The 18,002-nt window shown below is 70.6% G+C and carries 18 protein-coding genes; 4 read left to right on the top strand and 14 right to left on the bottom strand.

From position 1 onward, the window contains the following. Positions 1-74: 74 nt before the first annotated feature. The 6 genes from ACH4DZ_RS04395 to ACH4DZ_RS04370 form a co-directional block, all read right to left on the bottom strand. A complete protein-coding gene (locus ACH4DZ_RS04395; RefSeq protein ID WP_398285386.1) occupies positions 75-569 on the bottom strand; it encodes an FBP domain-containing protein in 495 nt (164 codons plus the stop codon). A 126-nt stretch (positions 570-695) separates the two neighbouring features. Next, positions 696-1,082 (bottom strand): hypothetical protein, encoded by a 387-nt coding sequence (locus ACH4DZ_RS04390; RefSeq protein WP_398285385.1) that lies wholly within the window; start codon positions 1,080-1,082, stop codon positions 696-698. A 322-nt stretch (positions 1,083-1,404) separates the two neighbouring features. After that, on the bottom strand, positions 1,405-2,763 hold the full coding sequence (locus ACH4DZ_RS04385) for a GH1 family beta-glucosidase (protein ID WP_398285384.1): 1,359 nt from the start codon (positions 2,761-2,763) through the stop codon (positions 1,405-1,407). Between the two features lie 47 nt (positions 2,764-2,810). Then, positions 2,811-3,710, bottom strand: coding sequence for a carbohydrate ABC transporter permease (locus tag ACH4DZ_RS04380; protein WP_384802075.1), 900 nt, complete (start codon positions 3,708-3,710; stop codon positions 2,811-2,813). Beyond that, a complete protein-coding gene (locus tag ACH4DZ_RS04375; RefSeq protein WP_398285383.1) occupies positions 3,703-4,692 on the bottom strand; it encodes a carbohydrate ABC transporter permease in 990 nt (329 codons plus the stop codon). Before ACH4DZ_RS04375 ends, ACH4DZ_RS04380 begins: the two co-directional genes overlap by 8 nt. A gap of 7 nt (positions 4,693-4,699) precedes the next feature. After that, entirely contained in the window at positions 4,700-6,016 is a 1,317-nt protein-coding gene (locus tag ACH4DZ_RS04370) for an ABC transporter substrate-binding protein (protein WP_398285382.1), read from the bottom strand. 168 nt (positions 6,017-6,184) lie between these two features. Here ACH4DZ_RS04370 and ACH4DZ_RS04365 point away from each other — a divergent pair, with 168 nt between their 5' ends. Together ACH4DZ_RS04365 and ACH4DZ_RS04360 are read left to right on the top strand one after the other, a co-directional pair. Next, positions 6,185-7,717 (top strand): ROK family protein, encoded by a 1,533-nt coding sequence (locus ACH4DZ_RS04365; protein ID WP_398285381.1) that lies wholly within the window; start codon positions 6,185-6,187, stop codon positions 7,715-7,717. 104 nt (positions 7,718-7,821) lie between these two features. After that, positions 7,822-8,097 carry a hypothetical protein gene (locus ACH4DZ_RS04360; protein WP_398285380.1) on the top strand — a complete coding sequence of 92 codons (276 nt, stop codon included), beginning with the start codon at positions 7,822-7,824 and terminating at the stop codon, positions 8,095-8,097. Positions 8,098-8,200: 103 nt separating this feature from the next. Here the strand turns inward: ACH4DZ_RS04360 and ACH4DZ_RS04355 are convergent, their stop codons facing one another. From ACH4DZ_RS04355 to ACH4DZ_RS04345, 3 genes are all read right to left on the bottom strand, one after another. After that, positions 8,201-9,163 carry an SDR family NAD(P)-dependent oxidoreductase gene (locus ACH4DZ_RS04355; protein ID WP_398285379.1) on the bottom strand — a complete coding sequence of 321 codons (963 nt, stop codon included), beginning with the start codon at positions 9,161-9,163 and terminating at the stop codon, positions 8,201-8,203. A 313-nt stretch (positions 9,164-9,476) separates the two neighbouring features. Then, positions 9,477-10,142 (bottom strand): HAD family hydrolase, encoded by a 666-nt coding sequence (locus tag ACH4DZ_RS04350; protein WP_398285378.1) that lies wholly within the window; start codon positions 10,140-10,142, stop codon positions 9,477-9,479. A 51-nt stretch (positions 10,143-10,193) separates the two neighbouring features. Next, the gene (locus tag ACH4DZ_RS04345) at positions 10,194-11,231 is read right to left on the bottom strand and encodes a PHP domain-containing protein (protein WP_398285475.1); all 1,038 of its coding nucleotides are present in this window, start codon (positions 11,229-11,231) and stop codon (positions 10,194-10,196) included. A gap of 112 nt (positions 11,232-11,343) precedes the next feature. Between ACH4DZ_RS04345 and ACH4DZ_RS04340 the strand changes: the two genes are divergently transcribed. Then, complete coding sequence (locus tag ACH4DZ_RS04340; protein WP_398285377.1) at positions 11,344-11,580, top strand: hypothetical protein; 237 nt, start codon at positions 11,344-11,346, stop codon at positions 11,578-11,580. 330 nt (positions 11,581-11,910) lie between these two features. Here ACH4DZ_RS04340 and ACH4DZ_RS04335 read toward each other — a convergent pair whose 3' ends face one another. From ACH4DZ_RS04335 to ACH4DZ_RS04315, 5 genes are all read right to left on the bottom strand, one after another. After that, complete coding sequence (locus ACH4DZ_RS04335; RefSeq protein ID WP_398285376.1) at positions 11,911-13,182, bottom strand: ricin-type beta-trefoil lectin domain protein; 1,272 nt, start codon at positions 13,180-13,182, stop codon at positions 11,911-11,913. A 187-nt stretch (positions 13,183-13,369) separates the two neighbouring features. Further along, positions 13,370-14,044 (bottom strand): VanZ family protein, encoded by a 675-nt coding sequence (locus ACH4DZ_RS04330; protein WP_398285375.1) that lies wholly within the window; start codon positions 14,042-14,044, stop codon positions 13,370-13,372. A 191-nt stretch (positions 14,045-14,235) separates the two neighbouring features. After that, entirely contained in the window at positions 14,236-14,886 is a 651-nt protein-coding gene (locus ACH4DZ_RS04325) for a DUF4230 domain-containing protein (protein ID WP_398285374.1), read from the bottom strand. 175 nt (positions 14,887-15,061) lie between these two features. Continuing rightward, positions 15,062-15,442: an anti-sigma factor antagonist gene (locus ACH4DZ_RS04320; RefSeq protein ID WP_398285373.1), complete on the bottom strand. Its 381-nt coding sequence runs from the start codon at positions 15,440-15,442 to the stop codon at positions 15,062-15,064. A gap of 362 nt (positions 15,443-15,804) precedes the next feature. Continuing rightward, positions 15,805-16,755, bottom strand: a complete 951-nt coding sequence (locus tag ACH4DZ_RS04315; protein WP_398285372.1) for an NADP-dependent oxidoreductase — start codon at positions 16,753-16,755, stop codon at positions 15,805-15,807. A gap of 70 nt (positions 16,756-16,825) precedes the next feature. On the opposite strand from ACH4DZ_RS04315, the gene ACH4DZ_RS04310 reads away from it, so the two are divergent. Then, positions 16,826-17,884: a GlxA family transcriptional regulator gene (locus ACH4DZ_RS04310; RefSeq protein WP_398285371.1), complete on the top strand. Its 1,059-nt coding sequence runs from the start codon at positions 16,826-16,828 to the stop codon at positions 17,882-17,884. Positions 17,885-18,002 lie beyond the last annotated feature (118 nt).

Genomic DNA, 18,002 nt, shown 5'->3' with positions numbered 1-18,002 from the left:
ACTTCCCGTTCGACGGCCCCGTCGAACGCGAACGGAGGGGTCGGCTCCGCCGATGCCGCCTACCGTCCGGTCGGTCAGGAGTGGAGGCGGTCCAGGAAGGCCGACACGTGGCCGTTCATACGGGCGACCTGCTCCTCCACGGTGAGGCTCTCCTCGAAGCGCGCCCCGGGTCCGGGCAGCTTCTTGCCGCGTACGTAGAGGGAGCAGGCGAGGTCGGCGCAGATGTAGACGCCGACCGAGTTGCCCTCGCGGCCGGCCGGGCCGACCTTGCGGGCCGTCATGAGGGAGACGCCGTTCCCCGGGTGGGTGGTCAGGCACAGGGAGCACATGCTGCGGTGCGTGAAGCCGCGCTGCTGCGAGGGGAAGCGCAGGGTCACGCCGACGGGGTCGCCCGACCGCTCGGTCACCAGGTAACTGCGGTCGGGCGCCCCGGGGTCGCGCCAGCCCAGGAAGTCCAGATCGTCCCACGGCCGGTCCGTCAGATCGTGCGGCACGAACAGGCGCTTGGCCTCGCCCTTGGAGCAGTTGACGAACGAACTGCGGATGTCCTGCTCGGTGAGCGGCTTCATGGCGGGGTTCTCCTGGCGGGTCGTGGGCGGCGCTAGAGCTAAACCTAGGGTCACTAGGTTATGGCCTAGGCTACGTAGCCGATCCGCAGAGAGCCAATGTGTTTTTGTGGGGTGGTCAGGGGAGCGCTACGCGTCGCCGCCGGGGTCCGGGTCGGGGCCGGCGGTCGAGTCCGTGTCGGACAGGCGGAGTGCGAGGGTGCGCAGGAGATCGGTGCTCTTGATCTCGGTGCGTTCCGTGTCGTGGATGTCGGCGAGTTCCGAGAACAGGAAGGCGAAGGCGCCGACCAGGGAGATGGCCGCGGGCATCAGGGCGTCGACGACCGCTTGGCCGGCCTCGGCGGGGGTCGCGTCGCCGGGGACCTCCACCGAGGGGAAGACCTCCGTCACGAGCCTGCCGAGCTGGGCCTCGCCGGCGTCGATGTCGACCTCGGTGTCGTCGTTGAGCCTGCGCACCATTTCCTGGGTCTCGGTCAGGACGCCGATCGCTCGGAGGATGATCTCGCTCTGTTCCATGCGGGGAGCTTATGCGGTGCGGTTGTACGGGGGTGGGGGCGGGCGTTACGGGCTTGGTGCGGGTCCGTTGCGGCCGGCCGCGCCCCGCGGCGGAGCCGCATACGGACAGAGCCCCGCGCCCTTTAGGGGCGCGGGGAACGGCGCAATCTTTGAGGCGCGCGAAGGACGGCCGCGCAGCCATGGCACCCCGGGGCGCGGCCGCGGGCTCGCCCTCCATCGCTCCTATCTCTACCTGATCATGCTCACCGAGACGGTCCCCCGGGGCATGGGGGACGAGCACGACACCTGACGAGTCGACCCGGTAGGCGTCAGGCGTCAGGCGTCAGGCGGCCTCGCGCTGCCTCCCGCCGTGCTCCCGGACGATCTCGGCGTACCGGCGCCCGCTGCCCTTCACCGTGCGCCGCTGCGTCCGGTAGTCGACGTGGACGAGACCGAAGCGCTTGTCGTAGCCGTACGCCCACTCGAAGTTGTCCAGCAGCGACCACGCGAAATAGCCCGCCAGCGGAGCCCCCTTGCGGGCCGCGGAGGCGCAGGCCGCCAGATGCTGTTCGAGGTACCGGGTGCGCTCGGGATCGTCGACCGTGCCGTCCGGGCGTACGACGTCCGGATAGGCGGAGCCGTTCTCGGTGACGTACAGCTTCCGCGCGCCGTACTCGTCCGTGAGGCGCAGCAGCAGGTTCTCGATGCCGGCCGCGTCGATCTCCCAGTCCATGGCCGTGCGCGGCACACCGTGACGGCGGACGGCGGCGGCGTACGGGGCCGGGCCCGTCGGGTCGTCCGCGATGGCCGACGGGAAGTAGTAGTTGAGCCCCAGCCAGTCCAGCGGCTGGGCCATGACCGCCAAGTCGCCCGCCTGTTCCGGGAGTTCGACCCCGTACACCTCGCGCATGTCCGCCGGGAAGCCGCGGCCGTGGACCGGGTCGAGCCACCAGCGGTTGGTGTGCCCGTCCATGCGCCGGGCCGCCGCGATGTCCTCGGGGCGCTCGGTGGCGGCCTCGATGTAGGACAGGTTGTTGACGATGCCGACCTGGGCGCCCGGGGCCGCGGCACGGATCGCCTGGGTGGCGAGACCGTGGCCGAGGAGCAGGTGGTAGGACGCGCGGACCGCCGCGGTGAGGTCGGTCAGGCCCGGGGCCATCCGGCCCTCCAGGTGACCGATCCAGGCGGAGCACAGCGGCTCGTTGAGGGTCGTCCAGTGCTGGACACGGTCGCCGAGGCGCTCGGCCACGACCGTCGCGTACGCCGCCAGGTGGTGTGCGGTGTCGCGCTCGGTCCAGCCGCCCCGGTCCTGGAGCACCTGCGGAAGATCCCAGTGGTACAGGGTGACCGACGGCGTGATGCCGGCCTCCAGCAGACCGTCGATCAAGGAGTCGTAGAAGTCCAGGCCCTTGGCGTTCGCCGGCCCGTCGCCGCCCGGCACCACCCGTGGCCAGGCGATCGACAGCCGGTACGCGTTGGTGCCCAGTTCCTTCATCAGGGCGATGTCCTCGCGCCACCGGTGGTAGTGGTCGCAGGCGACATCCCCGTGGTCGTCGCCGTCCACCTTCCCCGGTGTGTGCGAGAAGGTGTCCCAGATGGAGGGCGAACGGCCGTCCTCGGCCACGGCACCTTCGATCTGGTACGCCGAGGTGGCCGTGCCCCACACGAAGTCCTGGGGGAGTGCGGCGAGATCGATGGTCACAGAAGTCCTCTCGGAAACGGGGGAGTTGCGGGGCGGGCGGGTGGTGGTCACTTGACGGCCCCGGCGGTGAGTCCGGCGACCAGATAGCGCTGGAGCAGCAGGAACCCGGCGACCACGGGCACGCTCACCACGAGTGAGGCGGCCATGACCTGGTTCCAGTACACGTCGTTCTGCGTGGCGTAGCCCTGGAGGCCCACGGCGAGCGTGCGGGTGGTGTCGTTGGTCATCACCGACGCGAACAGCACCTCGCCCCACGCCGTCATGAACGCGTACACCGCGACGGCGACGATCCCCGGCACCGCGGCGGGCACGACGACCCTGAAGAGCGCGCCGAGCGGCCCGTTGCCGTCCACCATCGCCGCCTCGTCCAGGTCGCGCGGCACCGACTCGAAGTAGCCGATCAGCATCCAGATCGAGAACGGCAGCGAGAACGTCAGATAGGTCAGGATCAGACCGATCCGCGAACCGAAGAGCGCGATACCGGTGGCGTTGCCGATGTTCACGTAGATCAGGAACAGCGGAAGCAGGAACAGGATCCCGGGGAACATCTGGGTGGACAGCACGGTCACGGTGAACAGGCGCTTCCCGCGGAAGCGGTAACGGCTCACCCCGTACGCGGCGAAGATCGCGATCACCACCGAGAGGACCGTCGCCGCGCCCGCCACGATCAGCGAGTTGACGAAGTACTTCGCCAGCGGGACCGTCGACCAGATGTCGATGTACGGGCGGATCGTCAGCCCGCTGGGCAGCCAGCGGAACTCGCCCGACACGTCCTCCAGCGGCTTCAGCGAGCTGGACAGCATCACGTACACCGGCAGCAGCACGAAACCGGTGAGCAGGGTGAGAAAGATGCGCCGCGACCACACGAAGGACCGGGGCGCAGCCATCGGCGACCGCCGCGCACCCACCGGCTTCCCCGGCCGCGCCGCCGTGGTGGTCCTAGACATCGGCCGCCCTCCGTCCGCGTGAGGTCAGGACGAGGTAGACACCCGTCACGACCAGCAGGAACAGCAGAAGCAGCACGGACATCGCGGATCCCGTCCCGAAGTTCCACGTCACGAACGACGACTGGTAGATGTGGATCGAGATCAGGTCCGCCGCTTCCGGCGCCGCCTTGCCGAACAGCACGTACGGCGTGTTGAAGTCGTTGAACGTCCACAGGAAGAGCACGAGGACCAGCACCTGGTTGACCGGCCGCAGCGACGGCAGCGTGATGCGGCGCAGTTGCTGAAGCATCCCGGCCCCGTCGATCGCCGCCGCCTCGTACAGCTCCTTGGGAATGTTCTGCAGGCCCGCCATCACGATCAGGAAGGCGAACGGCCAGCCCTTCCACACCGACACGACGAGCAGCGCGACGAAGCTGTTGTCGCCGATCAGCCAGAAGGACGGGCTGTCGGTGAGGCCCAGCTGGTCGTGCAGTACGTGGTTCACCAGGCCGTTGTCCCGCTGGAACATGAAGGCCCAGGTGATGACGGCCGCGTACACCGGAAGCGCGTACGGGACGAGGAACACGGCCCGCAGGAAACCCCGGCCGCGGAAGTTCTCCTGCATGTACACCGCCGCCGTCGTACCGAGCAGCCAGCACAGGCCGACGGAGAGGACGGTGAACGCGCAGGTCACGAAGAACGAGTGGAGCAGCGCCTTGCCGATGGGCGCGTCGAAGTCCACCGACAGGCTGTAGTTGTCGAAGCCCGCCCAGGGGGCGGCGCCCCAGTCGCGGATGTAGAACTGCGTGAGCTCCTTGAAGCTCATGACGATGCCGATCACCATCGGCACCAGATGGACGAGGAGTTCGAGCAGCAGGGCGGGCAGCAGGAGCAGATACGGCAGGGCTATCCGGCGTACCCGCCCGGTGCGGCGGCGCGGGGCAGGCGCCGTCGCACCGGGCGGTGCTTCCTTCCCGACCGCGGGTTCGGCGGTCACGGTCATCGAACGCTCACTTCTTCGGCATCTGCTGCTGGGCCTCGTCGAGCTTCTCCTTGACCGAGGCCGTGGTCACCGGCCGGCCGGCCGCCGCGTCCGCGAAGAGCTCCTTGACGGCCGTGCCGACCGCGGTCTCGAACTGCGACTCGTTGGCCACCTGCGGCAGCGGGGCCGCGCTCTTGGCGAGCGTGTCCCGGATGACCTTCAGGGCGGGCGTGTTGAACGCGGGGTCCTGCTGGGCCGCCTTGACCGGCGGGATGGACCCGTAGGTCTTGTTGAGGATGGTCTGCTCGTCCACGCTCGTCATGAAGTTCACGAACTTCAGGGAGCCGTCGATGTTGTCGGTGTTCTTGAAGACGGCCATGTTGATGCCCGCCACCATCGAGTTGACGGCCGTGTCGGCACCCGGGGTGCCGGACTGGACCGGCACCGGCGCGACGCCCCACTCGTCGTCGCTCATGCCGTGGGCCTTGAGCGTGGCCGCCGCCGTCTGCCACAGCACCATCGCCGTCTTGTCCTTGGCGAAGTCCTGGAGGGACTGGTTCTGCGCGTACTCGGCGTTGCCGGGCGCGACGACCTTGTCCTTGCCCATCAGGTCGACGTACTGCTTGACCGCCGCCACGGCCCCGTCGGAGGTGAAGTCGGGCTTGCCGTCGGCGTCGAAGAAGTCGGCACCGTGCTGCTTGGCGAGGACGAAGACGTGGTGGATGTTCTCCGACAGGTTCGCGCCCTCGGCGCCCAGCGCCCACTTGTCGTCCTTGGAGATCTTCTTCCCGTCGGCGACCAGGTCGTCCCAGGTGGCGGGCGGTCCGGATATCCCCGCGTCCTCGAACATCTTCTTGTTGTAGTAGAGGGCGTACGCCATCGAGTACAGCGGGACCGCCGCCGGGTCGGAGCCGGTCTCACCCGCCGAGCCGAGCGCCGACTCGACGAACCGGTCCTTGCCGCCGATCTTCCCGAAGTTCTTGGCGTCCCAGGGCAGCAGGGCCCCGGTCGCCTGGAGGGAGGCGGACCAGGTGTTGCCGATGTTGAGGACGTCCGGGCCCTGGCCCGAAGTGGTCGCGGCGAGGATGCGGTTGAGGAGATCCGACCAGGGGATGACCTCCAGTTTCACCTTGATGCCGGTCTGCTTCTCGAACTTCTTCAGTTCGGGAGCGAGGGTCTTTTTGTCGACCTCGATGCTCGGGCCCTGGTTGGAGGCCCAGTAGGTGAGCGTCTTCGGCGAGTCGTTGGACCCGCCGTCCGTCGACGAGCCACCGCCGCACGCGGTCACGGCGGCCAGCAAGGAGACAGTGACCGCGCTCGCGGCCGCGGCTCGGGTTCTGCGCATGGCGTCAGGCGTCCCTTCCGGAGGGAAAACGGAGGATCGTCCTGCGTTCACTTCCCGAACGATCCTCACGGCTTAATTTAGGACGTGAGTTAAGACCCGGAAGAAAGTCGCGTCAAGGGATCGCGCAGCGGTATCTTGCAGGTCGGGGGTACGGCGGGAAGGGACCACATGGCGGGGCGGAACGGGCGAACGGTACGTGACCTGCGACGAGGCAATCGCACGGCCGTACTGAGGAGGCTCTACTTCGACGGACCGATGAGCCGGTTCGAACTCGGGCCCGCCACCGGGCTCAGTTCCGGCTCCATCAGCAACGTCGTCGCCGAGCTCGTCGCCGACGGCCTGGTGGAGGAGGCGGGCAGTGTCGACTCGGACGGCGGCCGGCCCCGCACCCTGCTCCGGGTCGCCCCCGCCAGCGGCCACATGATCGGCGTGGACGTCGGCGAGACCCGCGTCCGCGTCGAACTCTTCGACCTGTCACTGACCGAACTCGCCCGCACCGAACGGCCGTTGGAGCACCAGGGTTACGACGTCGACGTCATCGTCGGCCACATCAGCGACGGCGTCGCCGAGGTCCTGGCCACCGCCGGCATCGCCCCCGAGCGACTGCTGGGCGTCGGCATCGGCGTACCCGGCATCGTGGAACGCACCGCGGCCGAGGGTGCCGTCGTGCACGGCCAGACCATCGGCTGGCCCGCCGTCCCGCTGGAGTCCCTGCTCCGTGCCGCCTGCGGGCTCCCGGACTCCGTCCCGTACTTCACCGACAACGGCGCCAAGACCCTCGGCCAGGCCGAGATGTGGTTCGGCGCCGGACGCGGCGCGCGCAACGCGGTCGTGGTCCTCTTCGGTTCCGGTGTCGGCGCCAGCCTGGTCTCGGACGACGTGGAACTGGGCCGGGCGGTGGAATGGGGACATCTGACGGTACGGGTCAGGGGGCGCCGCTGCCGCTGCGGTGCGCTCGGCTGTCTGGAGGCCTACGCCGGGGCCGAGGCCCTGCTGGAACGCTGGGAGGAGGCCGGGGGACGGCCGCCCAAGGGGGTCGACGAGGAGACCGCCCTCACGGCCATGCTGGCGGCGGCCTACCCGGTCGAGGGCGGTTCGGGGGGCGGCGGGGCGCGCGCGGGGGCGCCCGCGAGCCCGGGCGCGCCCGCGTCCATGGGCGCCTCGACGGTCGACGGCGGGGCTGCCGGGAGCACGTCCGCGGTCGGCCTGGCAGCTACCGATGCGGCGGTCCGCGGTGCGGCGGCAGGCAGCGCGGCGACCGGGAATGCGGCGACCGGCAGCGCGGCAACCGGGAATGAGGTGACCGGTGATCCCGGTGTTGCCGGTGTGGTGGCCGACCCTGTGGCGCTCGCCGTGTTGGAGGAGACGGCCGAGTACCTGGGCGCGGGCCTCTCCGACCTGATCAACCTCTTCCAGCCCGAACGCATCCTCATCGGCGGCTGGGCCGGACTCCAGCTGGGCTCCCGCTTCCTGCCCGCCGTCCGCGCCCACGCCGTCTCGTACGCGCTGCGCCACCCGGCCGAACGGGTCACGATCGAACTCGGCGCCCTCGGGCCCGACGCGGTCACGGTCGGCGCGGCGATCCTTCCGCTGGCCGACTTCTTCGCGCGCGGCGGACGGCGCGCGGGCACGGGACCGGGATCGGGGGACACCCCGCCGCCGGCCTGGCGCGCGGCCCTGGAGGAGCGCGCTCCGCACTGACGCCCGGGGGCTCCCGGGTTTGCGCGGTCGTCCCGGCAGGTACCCGCACCCTGGCCGACAAGGGATTTCCGCCCCACGAGGCCCGACGAGGAGGGGAGCGCGCCGTGAGCGAATACGGGACCAGGACGCCCGAGGAGAACGAGGGACCCGTGCCCCGGGATCTGCCGGACCAGCAGGTGCAGGAGGGCGAGGACCCCTGGGACGTCGTCACGCCGCCCGAGTCAGGGCCGAGCGAGGACTCCGAGGAGGACGGCGGCGTACGGGCGAAGCCGGACACCGCCGTCCCCGACACCGACGAGGCGGGCACCGGCCGGCAGGGCGACCCGGGCACGAGCACGGTCCACCCCGAGGACCCGGAGCCGGAGGAGTCTCCTGCGTGAGCGCGTGAGCACCTGAGCACCTGAGCGCCGAGTACGTGAGGGCCCTGTGCCTGTGCCTGTGCCTGAGTGCTTGAGGCGCCGCGGCGGCTTGTGACCGCGCGTCTCAGGCGAAGGCGTCGACGCCGGTGAGTTCCGCGGAGAGGGCCCACAGGCGGGCCGCGGACGCCGGGTCGATCGCGTAGTCGCGTACGCCGACCCGCGTACCGTCGGCCGGGGCCGGCTCGGCGATGTCGCAGTCCTCGCAGTAGACGCCGCCCATGCCGGACAGCTGCGGAGAGGTCGCCGCCCACACCTGGGTGGCCGCGCCCTGCTCGGGGGTCTTGAAGCCCTCCGGGTTCAGCGGGACACCGTTCTCGTCGATCCAGCCGCGCTCGACCATCTCCTGCCGGGGCAGGTGGCGCTGGAGGGGCGTGAGGATGCCGCCCGGGTGCAGCGCGAAGGCCCTTACACCGGAATCCTTGCCCAGTGCGTCGAGCTGTACGGCGAACAGGACGTTGGCCGTCTTCGCCTGCCCGTACGCCTCCCACTTGTCGTAGTCGCCGCGGTGCCAGTGCGGGTCGTCCCAGCGGATGTCCGAGGTGTGGTGGCCCGTCGAGGAGACGGAGACGATCCGCGCACCGCCCGGGGCGATCGCCGGCCAGAGCCGGTTGACCAGGGCGAAGTGGCCCAGGTGGTTCGTCGCGAACTGCGCTTCCCAGCCGGGGCCGACCCGGGTCTCGGGGCAGGCCATGATCCCGGCGTTGTCGATGACGAGGTCGACGGTGCGGCCTGAGGCGAGGAACCGGTCGGCGAACGCGCGCACGCTCTCCAGGTCGCCGAGGTCCAGCTCGTCCACCTCCACGCCGTCGAGACCTGCGACCGCCTCCTCGGCGACCGCCCGCCGCCGCGCGGGAACGACGACCCGGGCGCCCGCCCCGGTGAGCGCGCGCGTCGTCTCCAGGCCGAGCCCCGAGTAGCCGCCGGTGACGATCGCCAGCCTGCCCGTGAGGTCGATGCCGGCGAGGACGTCGTCCGCGGTGCTGTGCCGGTCGAAGCCCGACCCGATCTTGTGCTGTGCAGTGGTCATATGGGCGACGCTACGGATTGGAGCGCTCTCGAAGTCAAGCGACGCCCCTGGGGAACGGAAAAGGCGCGGAAAACGGGAAAGGCCCCGACCGGACGGGGGAATCGCGGTCGGGGCCGTCTGTGGGTGGCCACGGATGGCGGTCGCCTCTCGGCGGTGTGCTCCACAGGGCTTCAGCCGAACGATCTTCCCTGTGGGCGGAAGGTGAGGCCCGGGGACACTGTCCCATCCGCACCCACAGCTGATTTAACGGGAAACTACCGACGGGTGTTCCCAGGTCGGAGCGGTCGCGGTCGTGATCTGCGTCACGGCCCGGTCAGCCTCCCGCCGTCAGCGGGCTCCTGGACAGCGACGCCAGGAGATGGGCCGGGTCCCGGTAGACGGAGCTCGCCCCGGCCTTCTCCAGGTCGGCGCGTGGGATGCCGCCGCACAGCACTCCCACGCACAGGACACCCGCTCTGGTGCCCGCCCGCATGTCCCAGACCGTGTCACCGACGAAGAACGAGTGCTCCGCCGAGGCTCCGACGAGTTCCAGGGCGTGCTCCACCGGGTCGGGCGCGGGCTTCCCGGAGTCCACGTCGTCGGAGCTGGCCGTCGCCCTGATGACGTCGTCGGCGTCGATGGCCCGCCGGAGCGCCGCCAGCTCCGCCCCGCCGGCGGAGGTGGCGAGCACGACCGCCCAGCCCTCGCTGTCGAGCCGCCGCAGCAGGTCACCGGCGCCGGGGAACGGGCGCAGCCGCTCGAAGTACGTGCCGTAGACGGCCTTGTGGGCGGCGCTGATGGCGTCGTCCTGCCCGGTGTCGCGCCCGTCGCCCAGCAGATGCGCGATCAGGTCGTCGGAACCGAGGCCCACCGCCCGGTGGACGTCGTGCATCGACACATCGTGCCCGGCCTGCCGGAACGCCTCCCACCAGGCCGTCACATGCAGATGGTTGGTGTCGACAAGAGTGCCGTCCACATCGAATACGGCCGCCCGTTCCATACATCGTCCCTTCGCCGCGGTGTCGCGTTGTCCAGGTATCCCAGTACCGCGTCAAAGGGCCCGTACGCCCTCGGGAGTCACGCGATCCCGCGTCCAGGCCAGCAGTTCCTCCGCCGACCAGGTGGTGACCACGCGCTCCGGGGGCACCCCGCACTCCTCGGCCCGCGCGCATCCGTACCCCTGCCACCCGAGCTGCCCGGGAGCGTGCGCGTCGGTGTCCACGGAGAACAGCACGCCGGCCGCGACCGCCCGGCGCAGCAGCCGCCGCGGTGGATCGAGCCGTTCGGGGCGGCTGTTGATCTCGACGGCCGTGCCCGTCTCGGCGCAGGCGGCGAATACGGCGTCCGCGTCGAACTCCGACTCCGGCCGCCCCCGCCCGGTGACCAGCCGCCCCGTGCAGTGCCCCAGCACGTCCGAGTGCGGATTCCGTACGGCGGCGATCATCCGGCGGGTCATGGCCGTCGCGTTCATCCGCAGTTTGGAGTGCACCGACACCACGACGACGTCGAGCCGTTCGAGCAGCTCCGGCTCCTGGTCCAGCGATCCGTCGTCGAAGATGTCGCACTCGATTCCGGTGAGCAGCCGGAAGGGGGCCCAGCCCTCGTTCAGTTCCGCCACCACGTCCAACTGCTCCCGCAGCCGTTCGGGGGACAGGCCTCGGGCCACCGTCAGGCGCGGCGAGTGATCCGTGAGGACCGCCCACTCGTGCCCGAGCCGCGCCGCGGCGCGGCCCATCTCTTCGATGGGGCTGCCGCCGTCCGACCAGTCCGAGTGCAGATGGCAGTCGCCGCGCAGCAGGGCCGTCAGTTTCTCGCCGCCCAGGACGAGGGGTTCCGCGGCCTCCTGCTCCAGTTTCTCCAGATAGCCGGGCAGCTGTCCGGCCAGCACCTCGCGCACCACCTGCGCGGTCTTCGGCCCGATGCCCTTCAGCGACTCCAGCGACCCCTCGGCCGTCCTGCGGGCCACCTCGTCGGCGGACAGCTCCGTGACGACGTCCGCCGCCGTGCGGAACGCCCGTACGCGATAGGTGGGGGCCTGGGACCGCTCCAGCAGGAAGGCGATACGGTCCAGTGCCTCGGCCGGGTCCATGGCTCCAGCGTGGCCCAGCCGGGCCGGGTCCGCACGGCAGCCGAGCGCCATGACGACCGACACCGCCGCCCGGGCAGGCTTATCGGCGGCACGCGTGTGGAACCGGTGGATCATGACTGAAATCGCCAGCCCTCACCTCTCGTACCCGCGGATCACGGTCCTGGGCGTTCAGCCCGGCGATCCGCCCTTCCGCGTCGTGGAGATCGACGGCGCCGTCATCGGTGAGGCCAGGAGCTTCACGGATGTCCTGGTGTACGCCGCGGCGTACGGCATCCCGGTGCACGACGCCGACGACCCCGCGGTGGTCCGCTGGGTCGGCGGGGACAAGCTCACCTGGCATCCGCGATAGCCCTGCGGCGGCCGACGGCGCCTCCGGGTGAATCCCGGGGGGTCCGATGGGGGCGCGTCGTGCTGTGCCTTTCGCGCCGTGGTGAGCCGTCGCGGGCGGTGTGACCCCGCGCTTCGGCGGACCGGGGAAGCGGGCACGGCCGTGCATGGGGCCGTACCGACCAGGGCACTTTGACCGTGCAGTGCGCGTGACCCGAGGAGGGGAGTGGCACGCCCGGCAGGGGCGGACGTGCCGCGCGACACACGGGACACGCGCGGGCTTCGTACGTACGAGCAGAGCCAGGCCGGGCGATCCCCGGGCCTGGCTCTGCCGCAGTCGGACTTTCGCGTCTCAGCCGACCGTCCACTTCTGGTTGGCCGCTCCCGTGCAGGTCCACAGCTGCAGCCGGGTGCTGTTGGCCGAGTTGTTGCCCGTCACGTCCAGGCACTTGTTCGCCTGGGGGTTCACGATGTCGTTCGCCCCGCTGACGACCCACTTCTGGGCGGGCACGCCCGCGCAGTCCCAGAGCTGGACGGGTGTGCCGTCGGCCGTGCCGCCGCCGGCGGCGTCCAGGCACTTGCCCAGCGCCCGGATGGTGCCGTCCGAGCCCACGCTCCACTGCTGGGCCGCGGTGCCGTTGCAGTCGTAGAGCTGAACGGGTGTGCCGTTGGCGGGATTCGCCCCGGCCACGTCGACGCACTTGCCCGCGAGGCCCCTGACGGCCGAGCCGCCACCCGCGCTCTCGCCCGTCGTCACCTTCACCTCGTCCACGACGAGCTGCTGCGGGAACGTGGTCGAACCGTCCGGGTCGCCCGGCCAGTAGCCGCCCACCGCGAGGTTGAGGATCAGGAAGAACGGCTTGTTGAACACCCACTGCTTGCCGCCCAGGTCGGCGGGCGTACGCCGCTGGTAGACCGTGCCGTCCACGGACCAGGTGACGGCCTCGGGCGACCAGTCGACCGCGAAGGTGTGGAAGGCGTCGGCGAAGGCCTGTCCGCCGGGCAGCGAGTAGCCGGCGCCTATGCCGCCGGAGCCGGAGTAGCCGGGGCCGTGCAGCGTGCCGTGCACGGTGCCGGGCTCGAAGCCGACGTTCTCCATGATGTCGATCTCGCCCGAGTTGGGCCAGCCGACCTGTCCGATGTCGTTGCCCAGCATCCAGAACGCGGGCCACATGCCCTGTCCGCGCGGCACCTTCAGCCGGGCCTCGACCCGTCCGTAGGTGGTGGTGAACTTGCCCGAGGTGTTGAGACGGGCCGAGGTGTACTCGCAACGCCCGTACCAGCACTGGTAGTTGTTCGGGTTCTCGCGGCGGGCCTCGATGACCAGGTGGCCCTGGCCGTCGAGCTTCGCGTTGCTGTTGCCGGCCGTGTAGTACTGCCGCTCGTGGTTGCTGACGTTGTCGCCGGTCTCGATCTGCCACTTCGAGGAGTTGACGGCCGAACCGGCGGCGCCGTCGAAGGTGTCCTGGAACGTCACCGCCGCGGCGGCGCTCGGAGCGGGGTCCGCCCGGGTGTGCGCCGCCCGCGCCGGATCCGCTTGCGCGGGTCCGACCGCGACGGCCGCGAGGAGCGTGGCGGACAGGGCGGCGAGGAGGTATCTGCGGAGCAGGCGTGGCGAGTCCACGACTTCTCCCTTCCGTACGGCGATCCCCGTGGGGGAGGAGCCGACTGAGGTGGGGGGTTAAGCGCTTCGGCTCTTGATTTAAGAAGTGAAGTAAGGGGTGCGTCAAGACTCTGGTACAGACCAGCTGTTCACACCCCGCGGACTCCCCGCCCCAGCGGTCCTGGACGGCCCCGCCCCCTCGGCAGCCTCAGGCCGCGGCGGTCTTGCGGTCGCGTCGCCGTGGATGCACGGCGTGGCTCATCCGCCGGCCGAGGAGCAGATACCCGATCAGGGCGCCGGAGGTGTTGAGGATGACGTCGTCGATGTCGAAGGCGCGTCCGGTGATGAACGTCCCCTGCACCACCTCGACCAACAGCATGGCCAGGGCGGTCAGCAGGAGCACCCGCAGGATGCCGCGGGCCTTGGGCACCAGCAGCGGCAGCAGCACGCCGAAGGGGATGCCGAGGACGATGTTGCCGCCGATCTGCTTGACCGCGTCCCGCAACTCGGGCTGGTCGAGATAGGCGCGCAGCGAGCGCCCCGGGTGGATGTTGTTGTGCGTCAGCGCCTCGGAGGCCGGCGACGGCTGGAGCGTGAGCTTGGCCAGCACGGCTGCGAAGGCCACCATCGCGGCGAAGGCGATGAGGACGACGAGGAAGCGTACGACCAGGGGAGGGCGGCGCCGTTCGCGGACCGCCTTCGAGGACGGCGAGCGCGGTGGCTTGGACGACGGTTTGCGGGGCGTTTTCGAGGACGGCCGCCCGGCCTTCGCGCCGAGGCGGAAACGCGGCTTCGCGGCGCGGGAGTCCGTCTTCTCGGGGCCCGAGCGTGACGCGGAGCGGAAACGAAAGGCAGTGCGGGGGCGTAGCGCTTCGCGGGCCATGCAACCCTCCAGTTTGAGACTGCGGTGTGGTGGAACCCGCATACCCTTTGATCGGTCGAAGATGCCGCTCCGACAGGCCGGTTGGGAGCATGCCGGCCCGGACGCGAACGCGCCCGCGAGCTGCGCTTGGCTGCTCGCGGGCGCGGTCCTGCGCCGAGTGCCGACCGGCCGGGCGGCACCTGGTCGAGGGCTCAGGTCCCGTAGGTCACACGCACCTCCTTGAACCCGAGTGAGCCCAGCAGACCCTTGAGCATGCCGGTGGTGTTCTCCTCGGCACGGGCGGTCAGCTCGCTGTCCTTCGCGGCGTCACCGATGTGCCGGGCGGCGAGCCGCTGCACGGCCCGCTCGTCGTTCGGGTTGTCCGAGAAGACATCGCCGAGCCGGTCGAGGAGACCGCGCTGCTTGGAGACGGCGTACGAGTGGTCGGGGTCCAGTGCCGGCTTGCCCAGGGCGGCATGGGGGAGCCTGAGCGTGGCCGATGTGCGGGCCTTGTTGACCTTCACATCCTTGTCGCGGATCTTTCCGAGGTCGACATAGGAGTCGACGGTGCCCGCGCCCACGTAGAGGGTGCGGGTGCCCCGGACCGCGTCCGGCAGATACTTGGTGTCCTTCTCCAGATCCACCACCACCTGGAAGTTGCCCGAGGCGGCGTCGTAACGGCTGATGTCCTGGATGGACTTGAGCAGCGTGGGCCCTGTCCGGTCGTGTGATTCCTCGCTGAACACGTCGCCCAGTCCGGGCAGCAGGCTCCACCGCAGACCGGCGAAGAGCACCACCAGAACCAGCACGACGGCACTCACGACCTTCGCCCATCCGGGCATGCGCTTAAGAGACGTCGTCATGTGGACCGTCCTCCTTCCTCCTTCCTTGTGCCCCCCAAATCCCGTGCCAGACAGCCACGTTGGCGTGCGCCCGCGCCTTCGTCCGCCGTGTGGGGCCGCTTGTCGCCGGCGCCGACGCTGCTGGGGTACCGAGTAAGGACGGCCAGGTGACCGAGATCCTGGGACGACCGGGGCCCTATGAGTACTCCGAGGCGGCCTCGGGGCGCCCGAGGGCCTCGTCCATGCTCGACAGGGGCGGCATGACCTCCGCCAGCTCGGTCACGCGCAGGATGCGCAGGGTCAGCGGATGCGTGCAGACCAGGTGCACCTGTCCGCCCCGGGCGAGGACCCGGCGGCGGGCCCGGTACAGCAGGCGCAGGCCAGAGCAGTCGAAGAACTCGATGTGCCGCAGGTCGAGGACGACCTGGGCGTCCGGGCGGCCTGTCGCCGCGTCCAGCACCGGAATGATGTCCAGCGCGGCGAGGATGTCGATCTCGCCGTGGAATTCCAGCACGGTGTGTCCACGCTCTTGGTGTACGCGCAGGTGCGGGGAGTGCGGCCCCGGGTTGTTGCGCACGACGACATCACCTCCAACAGGGTCACCGGGGACCAGGGCGACGTCGTTCCGTGAGCATAGAGCCGACGTGGCGCAGCTTGAGACCGCTCCACCGTCCCTCACCCTGCAAGTTACCCTCGTTAGAAGGAATTTCAGCATGTTCGATTGACATATGTCTGTCATTTAGGAGACGTGCCGCGCCTCTCATGCGCCCCGCGCTGCGCCCCCGGGTGCGCGGACAGCGCCCTGGGGTGCGGAGAACTGCGGGGGCAGGCCCCCACCGGCCCGCAGGTCGCACCACCGCCGAAGCGCCGCGGCACCAGGAGGGCCCCGCGACATCACCGGTGATGTCGCGGAGCCCTCCACAAGAAATACCGCCGGAACTACCGCACCTGCAGGACGAGTTTCCCCACCGTCCGCCCGGTATCGCCCAGCGCGTGGGCCTTCGCAGCCTCGGCCAAGGGGAACACCTCCGCGACCGTGGCGCGCAGCGTCCCCGCGGCGACGAGCCCGGCGATGGCGCTCATCCCGGCCTGGTCGGCCTCCACGAGCATCTCCACCGCCCGTACTCCGAGCCCCGCCGCCTCCTCGGCGAGCTCCGGGGACCCGGACGGCAGGATCGACACCAGCAGTCCGCCCGGTCGCAGCGTCCGCAGCGAACGCGAGCGGTAGTCGCCCCCGACCGTGTCCAGGACGACGTCGACGTCACGCACGGCCTCGGCGAAATCGGTCTCCCGGTAGTCGACGAGCTCGTCGGCGCCCAGCCCGCGCAGGAACTCGTGCTTCCCCGAGCTGGCCGTACCGATCACATACGCTCCCCGTTCCTTGGCGATCTGGACGGCGAGATGCCCCACCCCGCCGGCCGCGGCGTGGATCAGCACCCGCTGCCCCGGCCGGACGTCCGCCGTGTCGACCAGCGCCTGCCAGGCGGTCAGCGCGGCGAGCGGCACGGCTCCCGCCTGTGTGTGGTCGACCTCGGCCGGCTTGCGGGCGAACGCCCGCGCGGGCGCGGTGACGTATTCGGCGTGCGCCCCTACGCCGTACGGGTAGGGCAGCATGCCGAATACCTCGTCGCCCCGCTTGTGGAGGGTGACGCCGAGGCCGACGGCCTCGACGACCCCGGAGACGTCCCAGCCGAGGACGAACGGTGGCTCACCGAGGAAGTTGCCGTTCGCCCGGTGCTTCCAGTCGGTCGGGTTCAGGCCCGCCGCGTGCACCCTGACCAGCACTTCGCTCGGGCCCGGCCGGGGGATCTCCAGTTCCACCTCCTTGAGGACCTCGGGACCGCCGAGGACGTCCTGACTGATCGCGCGCATCGTGTTCGCAGTGCTCATGCGTCCCAGCCTGCCCGGCTTCGGAGACCGAGGAAATGGCATGATTGCCATTGTTCGATAGGATCGTGCCATGCAGCGGACGGTGACGCGGATACAGGCGCAGGCGTACTGCGGGGCGCGCCCCGCCCTCTCGGAGCGGCCGGGGGACCCCGGCCGCCCCGGCCGCCAGGGGTACGAGGGGCGGGTGGAGCGAGTTGTCGTACTCGCCCTCGACGGGGTCTACCCCTTCGAACTAGGTATCCCGAGCCGGGTGTTCGGCTCCGCCGAGGGCCGCTACGAGGTGCTGACCTGCACCGTGGACGGGCGGCCGGTCCGCAGCAACTCGGACTTCGCGATCAGTGTCGAGCACGGGCCCGAAGTGCTGCGTACGGCCGACACCGTGGTGATCCCGCCCTTCGCGCTGACGGACCTCGGCACCGACCTTCCCGAGGCGGTGGCCGACGCGCTCAAGGCCATCGGCCCCGACACCCGGATCGTCTCCATCTGTACCGGCGCCTTCGTGCTGGCGGCGGCCGGCATGCTGGTCGGCCGCCGGGCGACCACGCACTGGCAGCTGGCCGGGCTGTTCCGGCAGATGTTCCCGGACGTGGACCTCGACGCCGATGTGCTGTTCGTCGACGAGGGCTCCCTCCTCACCTCGGCGGGGGCCGCGTCCGGAGTGGACGTCTGCCTGCACCTGGTGCGCAAGGACCACGGCAGCGAACTGGCCAACCGGGTCGCGCGTTCCTGCGTGGTGCCGCCCTGGCGTGACGGCGGCCAGGCGCAGTACATTGAGCAGCCCGTGCCCGAGGCCACGGCGACGAGCACCGCGGCCACGCGGCACTGGGCGCTGGAACGGCTGGGCGAGCCGCTGACCCTGACCGAGCTGGCCGACCACGCACGGATGAGTCTGCGCACGTTCGCCCGCCGTTTCAACGACGAGGTCGGGATGAGTCCTGGGCGCTGGCTGATCCAGCAACGTGTCGTACGGGCGCGGCAGTTGCTCGAATCCAGCGATCTGGCGGTGGATCAGATCGCCGGTGAGGTCGGGTTCGCCACGGGTGCGTCGCTGCGGCAGCATCTGCATGCGGCGATCGGGGTGTCGCCGCAGGCGTACCGCCGGACGTTCCAGGCGGGCCGCCGGCCTTGACGCCCGCGCTGACCGGCCTGGCTTCCCGTCGCAGACTCGGGGGCTTCGCCCCCGGACCCCCGTTGCGCAGTTCCCCGCGCCCCTGATGGGGCGCAGCCCCGCCTGAAGGGGCGCGGGG

The sequence above is a fragment of the Streptomyces sp. NPDC017991 genome (assembly GCF_044328075.1).
In the GTDB taxonomy this organism is placed as follows: domain Bacteria; phylum Actinomycetota; class Actinomycetes; order Streptomycetales; family Streptomycetaceae; genus Streptomyces.
Note: the sequence above shows the minus strand (reverse complement) of the source record. Positions and strands in the feature narration are given on the sequence as shown.